The following is a 7915-nucleotide window of genomic DNA, read 5'->3' as shown; positions in this document are numbered from 1 at the left end:
ACTCGAACTGGGTATTGTGACCATGGAAAGCAATCTTGCAATTGCCGTCGTACAAGATCTCGCTATGGTCGGAAAAATACATCATTGTCGTCAGCTCGCAGGTTGCCTTGAGGTTCCTGATGACTGTTCCAGAAAGCATGCCTATTCCCGATGGATACTCTACGCCGGAATTGCGAGTGCGCAGGTAGAGCATGTAAGGCATTTACAGCTAACCGCTGAAAAATCCTGTTTGAAAAACAGATGTCAACTATTAAGTGGTAAATCCGTTCACGCAAAATTCCTTATGCGCTGCGCGGTTATGACTTATCGACAACTGCCGCACATGCAATTGATAAACTTTTTACTGAAAAATTTCATTTCCGTACTTGTCCTATATAAAAATTTATCTAACGTTTGTAAAGTCAGTACTGCTTGCTGAATAACAACAATGACCAGTTAATTGATGAACTTTGTTTATATAAACGTTTATGTATCCAATATAAAAGGATTATCTTATGCAAACTAAAGCTTATGATTATAGTTTATACGATTTTCAAATTGAGTTTGAGGACGGCGTCGCGATAGTAGAGTTTAATGACTCACATCGTCATAATATGTGGTCAATGCCTCGAATGGCGCAACTTATACAATTACTAAATCAATTTAATCAAGATGACACGGTTCTTGCAGTTTTGTTATATAGCGGAAAAGGACGCTCTTTCGGAGTAGGTGGGAGTTTTCACGAAACATCTACGTTTACTGGTGGAAATGAAGTCGATGTATGGATTGATCATGTCACCGATTTATATATAGCTGCATTGCAACTTCGTTGTCCATTGATCGTTGCAATTGCTGGATATGCTATTGGGATAGGGCTTCAGATTGCCTTAACTGCCGATTATCGTATTGGTAGTGATTGTTGTGTTCTTAAAATGCCAGAATTCCAATTGGGCATCGCCTGTACATTTGGTGGTTATATGCTCGAAAAAGTAGTTGGCCGCTCAGTAATGCAAAATATGTTGATGTCATGTGGAGAGTGGTCAGCTGACAAAGCCTTAAATGACTCCTTATTACATCAAATGGTTTCTGCACAGTTTTTACGTGATGCCGCTGTGGAGCACGCTAAGAGAATGGCAAATTTTACAGTAGCAGGCTTTAGGAGCACAAAAAGATACCTAAATCACGACTTCATAATTGGATTAGAGCAAACTCGTATCATTGGCAAAGAAGCTCATCGTTCTGCATTTTCTGCTGGTGAGGCACAAAATCGTATGAAAGTGGTCATCGGAAAACTTTCGAATTCTATTTAAAAAAGCTATATTATGATAATAATGCCATGGCTACTTTTTTCTAATAAATCGATTCCGAAATTCGAGGCTACTCAAATTCCTTTATCCGCAAGCAAGGTCTTTCATTGTTATTGTATGGGCTGGACTGATTCGGAACATGCTACAATTTTTGACGTTGACAGAGGCATAAGCAGATCAGTTTGTTTAAACTCGAATTTTGAAAACAACACCATTATTATTACAGAAAGTCATTTGCAGGCGATAACATCGGGAAGAAATGTTACACCGGTGTACTGGGCTTGTGATCGTGCAAATAGTATTTTCGTTATCGGTACCGACCTTCCAACTGTCACAGCTGCATAGCTTAATTTGACAGGCGCGGAACTGACGGTTTATGAGAATACTGGCATACAGCATAACGGAAATTCTTGTGTCGAGAATATTAGTCGTCTTCAACATAATTGTCGATTACGAGTTGATGTTAGTTTAGGAAAGTTGACGATTGAGCGCATAGTTGGTGTGGACAATTTTATTGTACAGTCGTCTCGGCTATGTGATCCTATCGAAGCGGGTGAGATTCAAATTAACGCTTTACGCATGGCTATCAAGAATCGCCTTGCCGAGGGGCGAGAGATTGGTGTACTCGTATCTGGAGGGGTAGATTCTAGCCTAGTTGCCGCATTGATTGCCGAACAAACCTCCGAAATGACTGCATTTAGTATAGGCACAGATTTTGGCGATGAATTTGATGATGCAAGCCAACTAACAGAAGCACTTAATAAACCGTTAATAAAAATCATGTTTTGTGAAGAGGATATTTTAAATGCTCTTGCACCAACAATTCGTGCTTTCGGACACGCCGACAGGGAGGCTGTAGAAGTAGGAGTTGCAATTACTGCATTTTGCCGTAAGGCCGCCGGCAATCGTTTGATTTTTACTGGCTATGGATCCGACCTTATTAATTCAGGTTTGACGGTAGATTCTGGTATTGCTGAAGATATTAGGGAAAAAATTCATAAAGTGGTCGATAAGACTCGTTATTCAAGCGAGTTAACCAATGTGGCAGCGCTCGCATGCGGTTGTGACCTTGCTCATCCTTATTGGGATCCTATGGTTATACGAATAGCCCTAGACACTTGTCCGTCAGTTAAAACTGCTTTAGGACGAGAGAAAGGGCATTTGCGTATGGCAGCACAAAGATTGCTTCCGAAAGAGATCGCTTGGAGAAAAAAGACAGCTATTCATCATGGTAATGGCTTGGCAGCACAACTCAGTGGTTTGATCGATAGTAAAACATCGCGCCTCTCAAGTTCGAATCAAGTTTATGGTGCAATATTAATTGAGCTAATTAACGATGCCATTATTTCTCCCTTTTCTCCAATGGCACCATCAGTAATTTTCGAACGAGCAATCCACAAGGTGTCCCGAAACGAAAAATTCTTAGCAGTTAAATAAGATGGAGCAAATATGACGAATTCAATTTTGTTAAAATCAAAGCAGTTGACTTCTTCAGGGCTTGGCTGCCATGTTGATAATGCAACACCATTGTCAGCATTGTTGAATGTAGTACTTAAATCGGGTATTGCTTTAATTCATAATGTGGATCTAACTGAAGCTAGTTTTCGTAGTTTCGTAGAAAAAATAGGAAAAAAGATAGAGTACAAGGAAGAAAAAGCTCTGGTGGGTTATGGCTTCTCTGACATTCTAAAGATAGACGGAACTCCCGAAGACGGCAAAGTAATTACTGGACGAGGAAAGTTGCCTTTGCACACAGATGGTATTTTGTTAAATACTCAGGTTGATTTAATTATCCTCTACGCAAGTGATGTACAAGGGGTGGACGCAGACGGCGCGACTTTAGTATGTGATCAGCTTGCGGCATGGGGCGAAATGCCTGATAGCCTGCGCACTCCATTGTTAATAGGAAGTTTGGAATACATTGCTTTTGAGCGTGGCTATTTTACTTCTGTTCCAGAAGGTTGGTTTTCGATACCTGCATTTCGAGATTATGGACGTGTAAAGTCACTTAATCTGGCTTTACCATTTATAGGGGAGAGATTGAAAAGTTGGGATGTTCGTGTTCAGGGTTTATCTTCTCAAGCGTCGCAAGATTACTTTAATGCACTAGAGAAACATTTTACTCAAGAAAAATATCTCTATAACCATCAATGGTGCAAGGGTGATTTACTGATCATAGATAACCAGCGTACTCTTCATGGCCGCAGCGCACTTAGTGTAAGTAAGCATAGAAGGTTACTACGTGGACAAACCACTTTTGAAAAAAATGTTCTTGCTCCTGGCCCGACCCATATAGCGATATAAAGCAATGTGCACAGTGATTGTAGCTGTAAATTTATCTGCTCGTTGGCCAATAATGGTCGCGACGATTAGAGATGAGGCCCTAAATCGTACTTGGGTTTCAGCTGGGCGCCATTGGCCTACTCGTTATCCCGAAGTCATTGGAGGTATGGACATAATGACAGCGGGCAGTTGGCTTGCGCTAAATGAGCGCAAACATACACTCGCGTTCATAGTCAATCGAGAAGAAACCCCTTCGGTTACCACAAAAAAAAGCCGAGGAGAGCTGGTTCTTCAAGAGTTAAGTTCTGATAATAAACAATGGTCTGAGGAAATGGTACGTGACTACCCCGGCTTTATTCTAGGTAAAGCTAGTGCCAATGGATTGATAATCCATGAATGGAATACTAAGCGCTTGATTAAGTATCAGTTAGGGAAAGGGATACATGGTATCTCCGTTCGTGGCGTTGGAGTAACCCATCCCCGACTTGATAAACATTTACCGTTATTTCGACATTCTCCTCTACCTGAACTGAATTCAAAATCGACATCTCAGCGAGCTTGGGGAAGTTGGATTAAATTATTTTCGAATGATAATAACTTTTCTAGTGATCACAGTGCTTTAATATGGCGCCGCGATATCGGTGGAGTTTTATGGGCCTCCCAATCTGCTGCTTGCATTGGACTAGGACACAATGAATCAAGATTCGACGTATGCAACTCGCTTTCTCGCCTAGAGGTTTGGGACCACATACCCAATCCTTTTAATAATATAGAGAGAGAAAATTAATGAATATCGAAAAAATTTTAAAACCACAGTTCCAGGAACTGATTAACTTTATAAATAGTTCTCCAGACCGGGAAGCGTTTCTCTTTCTATACGGTGTATTACGCGATTCACACGATAATTTAGATGTTTATATACATCGACATAATGATCGACTAATAGGATCGGTAGCATTACTACCAACATTGCCTCCATTTGGAGTTTCAGTCATCTTGCCTGTTGGCGAAATTGAACCGAATTTTCTAAATAAAATCAGCGCAACTTTACAAAGCCCACGAATGGCTTTAGGTTCAAAATCGACGACAACATCTTTGATTAAGGCTTGGCCACAGAATTGGAAACCATTAACCTATCAGCGTAACGAAGTGCTGCTTAAACAATGTCGACCTCATATAAATGATCGCTCTTCGTTTCTGAAAACTCGTCTAGCTACGTCGGGCGATATTACGACTCTCGTTGATTATCGGATTCGAATGGAACGTGATTCACAGGTAGCTATTATTTCTACAGAAGAACAGGCTTACCACACAGTTCTTAGTCTTTTAGAGCGAGAAAACTTGTACATTATTGATGTTAATGGACATCCCGGTGGTTGTGCAGCCCTGACCACTAGTAATGAGAGTTATCAACAATTAGGATTTATCTTTGTTGAGGAGCAGTACAGGAAGAAGGGGATATCAGATTACTTGCTCAGAGATATTTGTTCAGTTATTCATAATCAAGGTAAATTTCCGTTGACCTTTACGCGTGCTAATGGGCTATTACATAATCGACTAGTTGCTATTGGCTTTAGCAATGCTGGGGAGCATGTCAAATTATATTTTGGCAGTTAGCTTATTAAGAGGGTTTATTAATGTTATGGAGCGCATTCAAGAACTTAGGCGAAATTTTTCCAAATAAGCTTGCAGTAGTGCAAGTTTCTGGTTCTAGTAGAACGTATAGCGAACTTTTTTGCGATATTGCAACATTACGTAATCGGCTTATGCAAGCGGGGGTTCGCGAAGGTCAACCGGTTGCAACTTGGTTAGATAATAGTCTAGGGTATGTTAGTTTAATTTTTGCATTAGCCAGCATCGGTGCGGTGCACTGCCCTATCAGCCGCAGAGCTACAAATGAATATATAAAACAACGAATCAATGAGATCGCGCCTGTACTTTTTGTGTGCGCAGATGATTATCTGCCACCCTTTATAAACACGCCAACATTTTTATTACATGTGGAAGAACCAGCGCCCTTTATTTACATTCCTGATCGTATATACACGGGCATTTTCCGTATGCAGGAAACATCCGGCAGCACGGGTAGACCAAAGTTGGCGTTATGGCGACAAGATCGACTTTATTCTGAAATACAACAATGGATAGAAAGTGCGAATCTAAAAGCGGATGATCGTTATTTGAACATCCATACGCTTGATGGAGGGCACGCTGTAGATCTACATGTGTTTCCCGCGTTATTGACGGGTGCAACATTATTCTTGTCTAATGCCACATCTGCTCAAGAAAATCTTGAACTTCTTGAACAACTAAAAATTAGTGTAATAAGCGCGCTTCCACACCAATATTTGGAATTGAGCAAAGCATCCGCAACATGTGGTATTCGTCTACCCTACTTGGCACTTCCATTTTGCGGAGGAGCTTATCTGTCAAACGAAGTCGTTCGCACTGCTTATGAGCAGCTTGGAATTAAGATTAAACGTATTTATGGATCCACCGAATTCGGCATGATATTGGCGAATTTTGAAGATGTTTTACAAGTTGATTGCGGAATGCTTCCAATTGGCGACGTTAGCGTTGAGCTTGACACCTCAAACACAAAAAATCATTTAGTGGGTGAAATCATTGTAAGGTCTTCACATTGTGGCTCTGGTTACTATGCCTCACCGTATCCAGCGGATTATCAAGTTGATGGCTATCGTACTGGTGATATTGCTAAAAAGACTTCTGAGGGATATTTTTTGCCGATGGGACGAACGAGTGATGTTTTGGTGACTGCAAGCGGTATTCAGTTTGTAGGAGTTTTGGAAAATTTTATTTCTTCGACTCTAGATCTGGACTTGGTAGTAATTCTTCCGCGTGAGCAGGGGGGCACTACATCGCAATCAATAGTAATCGTTCAAGCACAGCCAGAAGACTGGCAGCGACTAAGGCCATGCATTAATAGTTTATTAAAAGATAGGCAGATTACTGCAAAAGTCGAATTTATTGTTTTGATTCCGAAAACCCCCACTGGAAAACCAGATCGAGCCCTACTACCTAGCCGTTTGTCAAATGTAAGCAGTACGCTATATGATCCCGCTACAGAATAAAATATAGGATTTTCAAATGTCTCAATTAACTTACCCAAAAGGATACAAATGTATTGTCGCTAACTTGGGTATCAAAGATACCCATGATGATTTTATCGCGATTATTTCCGATGTGCCGGCTGCGGTTTCTGCCGTATATACGCGTTCACGGTTTGCTGGAGCTAGTGTTGAACTCTCGCGAGCAGTGAAACAATATGCCCGTGGTGTTTTAGTGATTGCTCGAAATGCAAATGTCGCTACCGGTTCTATGGGGTTGGCAAATGCACAGGAAGTCCGTGAGGGTATTGCCAAGGCAGTCGATGTGGCGTCAAATGAATTGATTATTGCCTCTACTGGTGTGATTGGTCGACAGTACCCGATGGACAATATCCGAGCTTTTCTAGCGGATGTTCCTCCTTTGGAAACCGCCGACTTTGAATGTTGCGCTGCGGCGATCATGACTACCGATACCAAGTCCAAAATAGTTTCACACAAAGTAGGTAAAGCGACCGTGTTGGGTATTGCCAAAGGTGTCGGCATGATAGAGCCGAACATGGCGACGTTGCTCGCATTTTTCTTCACAGATGCGTTGATATCACCAGAAGAGTTGGATACAATTTTTCGTCGCGTAGTTGACAAAACTTTCAACGCCTTGAGCATTGATACCGATACATCGACCAGCGATTCGGCAGCGATTTTTGCTAATGGTTTAGCTGGTAAAGTGGATTTGAAGGTTTTTGAAGATGCGCTCTACGAGGTGGCCTTAAGTCTGGTGCACAAAATTGCGACAGATGGCGAAGGTGCCAGCAAATTACTAGAAGTCAAAGTGTCAGGTGCGCGTAATGTTGCACAAGCCAAGCGGGTCGCGAAAGTCATTATCAACTCCCCTCTGGTGAAGACGGCAGTACACGGCGCAGATCCTAACTGGGGACGGGTAGCGATGGCAATTGGTAAGTGCGAAGAGGATTTGGACATTACGCCAGAACGTACCCGGATTTTTTTCGGAGAAATCGAAGCTTATCCTCAGCAAGCCGGAGAAGAGCAATTGCAACAGTTAAGAACCTATTTGACAGGCAATGAGATTGCTATTTCTATTCATCTTAATATTGGTTCGGGCGCTTTTACCGCTTATGGTTGCGATCTTTCAGAAAGATATATCAAGATTAATGCAGATTACACGACATGAGTACATTTGGTCCGAAGTATCAGTCCTTCACCTGTACCAGTGACTTGCCGTTATCCTTTACCTCCCTGCAATCTCCCTTGAAGGTCGAA

The 7915-nt window shown here is 41.7% G+C and carries 8 protein-coding genes; all 8 read left to right on the top strand.

Annotation, left to right across the window (positions count from 1 at the left end):
• Positions 1-418, top strand: a 418-nt coding sequence (locus tag HAV38_RS21700) for a hypothetical protein (protein ID WP_209216827.1), incomplete at its 5' end; no start/stop codon positions are given.
• Between the two features lie 76 nt (positions 419-494).
• The gene (locus HAV38_RS19710; protein ID WP_168057122.1) at positions 495-1289 is read left to right on the top strand and encodes an enoyl-CoA hydratase/isomerase family protein; all 795 of its coding nucleotides are present in this window, start codon (positions 495-497) and stop codon (positions 1287-1289) included.
• Positions 1290-1637: 348 nt separating this feature from the next.
• Entirely contained in the window at positions 1638-2723 is a 1086-nt protein-coding gene (locus HAV38_RS19705; RefSeq protein ID WP_168057121.1) for an asparagine synthase C-terminal domain-containing protein, read from the top strand.
• A gap of 12 nt (positions 2724-2735) precedes the next feature.
• Entirely contained in the window at positions 2736-3590 is an 855-nt protein-coding gene (locus HAV38_RS19700; protein ID WP_168057120.1) for a TauD/TfdA dioxygenase family protein, read from the top strand.
• Between the two features lie 4 nt (positions 3591-3594).
• On the top strand, positions 3595-4356 hold the full coding sequence (locus tag HAV38_RS19695) for an NRDE family protein (RefSeq protein WP_260326508.1): 762 nt from the start codon (positions 3595-3597) through the stop codon (positions 4354-4356).
• A complete protein-coding gene (locus HAV38_RS19690; protein WP_168057118.1) occupies positions 4356-5186 on the top strand; it encodes a GNAT family N-acetyltransferase in 831 nt (276 codons plus the stop codon). The genes HAV38_RS19695 and HAV38_RS19690 overlap by 1 nt, the downstream gene beginning before the upstream one ends.
• Positions 5187-5206: 20 nt before the next feature.
• Entirely contained in the window at positions 5207-6661 is a 1455-nt protein-coding gene (locus HAV38_RS19685) for a class I adenylate-forming enzyme family protein (RefSeq protein ID WP_168057117.1), read from the top strand.
• 16 nt (positions 6662-6677) lie between these two features.
• Positions 6678-7826: a bifunctional glutamate N-acetyltransferase/amino-acid acetyltransferase ArgJ gene (gene argJ, locus HAV38_RS19680; protein WP_168057116.1), complete on the top strand. Its 1149-nt coding sequence runs from the start codon at positions 6678-6680 to the stop codon at positions 7824-7826.
• Positions 7827-7915 lie beyond the last annotated feature (89 nt).

The organism is Glaciimonas immobilis (genome assembly GCF_011947285.1).
Lineage (GTDB): Bacteria > Pseudomonadota > Gammaproteobacteria > Burkholderiales > Burkholderiaceae_D > Glaciimonas > Glaciimonas immobilis.
The sequence above is the reverse complement of the archived record's forward strand: the minus strand, read 5'-3'. Positions and strand labels throughout refer to the sequence as shown.

Coding starts and splice junctions, on each gene's coding strand:
- HAV38_RS19690 (WP_168057118.1), top strand. CDS start 4,356: ATGAATATCGAAAAAATTTTAAAACCACAGTTCCAGGAACTGATTAAC.
- HAV38_RS19710 (WP_168057122.1), top strand. CDS start 495: ATGCAAACTAAAGCTTATGATTATAGTTTATACGATTTTCAAATTGAG.
- argJ (WP_168057116.1), top strand. CDS start 6,678: ATGTCTCAATTAACTTACCCAAAAGGATACAAATGTATTGTCGCTAAC.
- HAV38_RS19695 (WP_260326508.1), top strand. CDS start 3,595: ATGTGCACAGTGATTGTAGCTGTAAATTTATCTGCTCGTTGGCCAATA.
- HAV38_RS19700 (WP_168057120.1), top strand. CDS start 2,736: ATGACGAATTCAATTTTGTTAAAATCAAAGCAGTTGACTTCTTCAGGG.
- HAV38_RS19685 (WP_168057117.1), top strand. CDS start 5,207: ATGTTATGGAGCGCATTCAAGAACTTAGGCGAAATTTTTCCAAATAAG.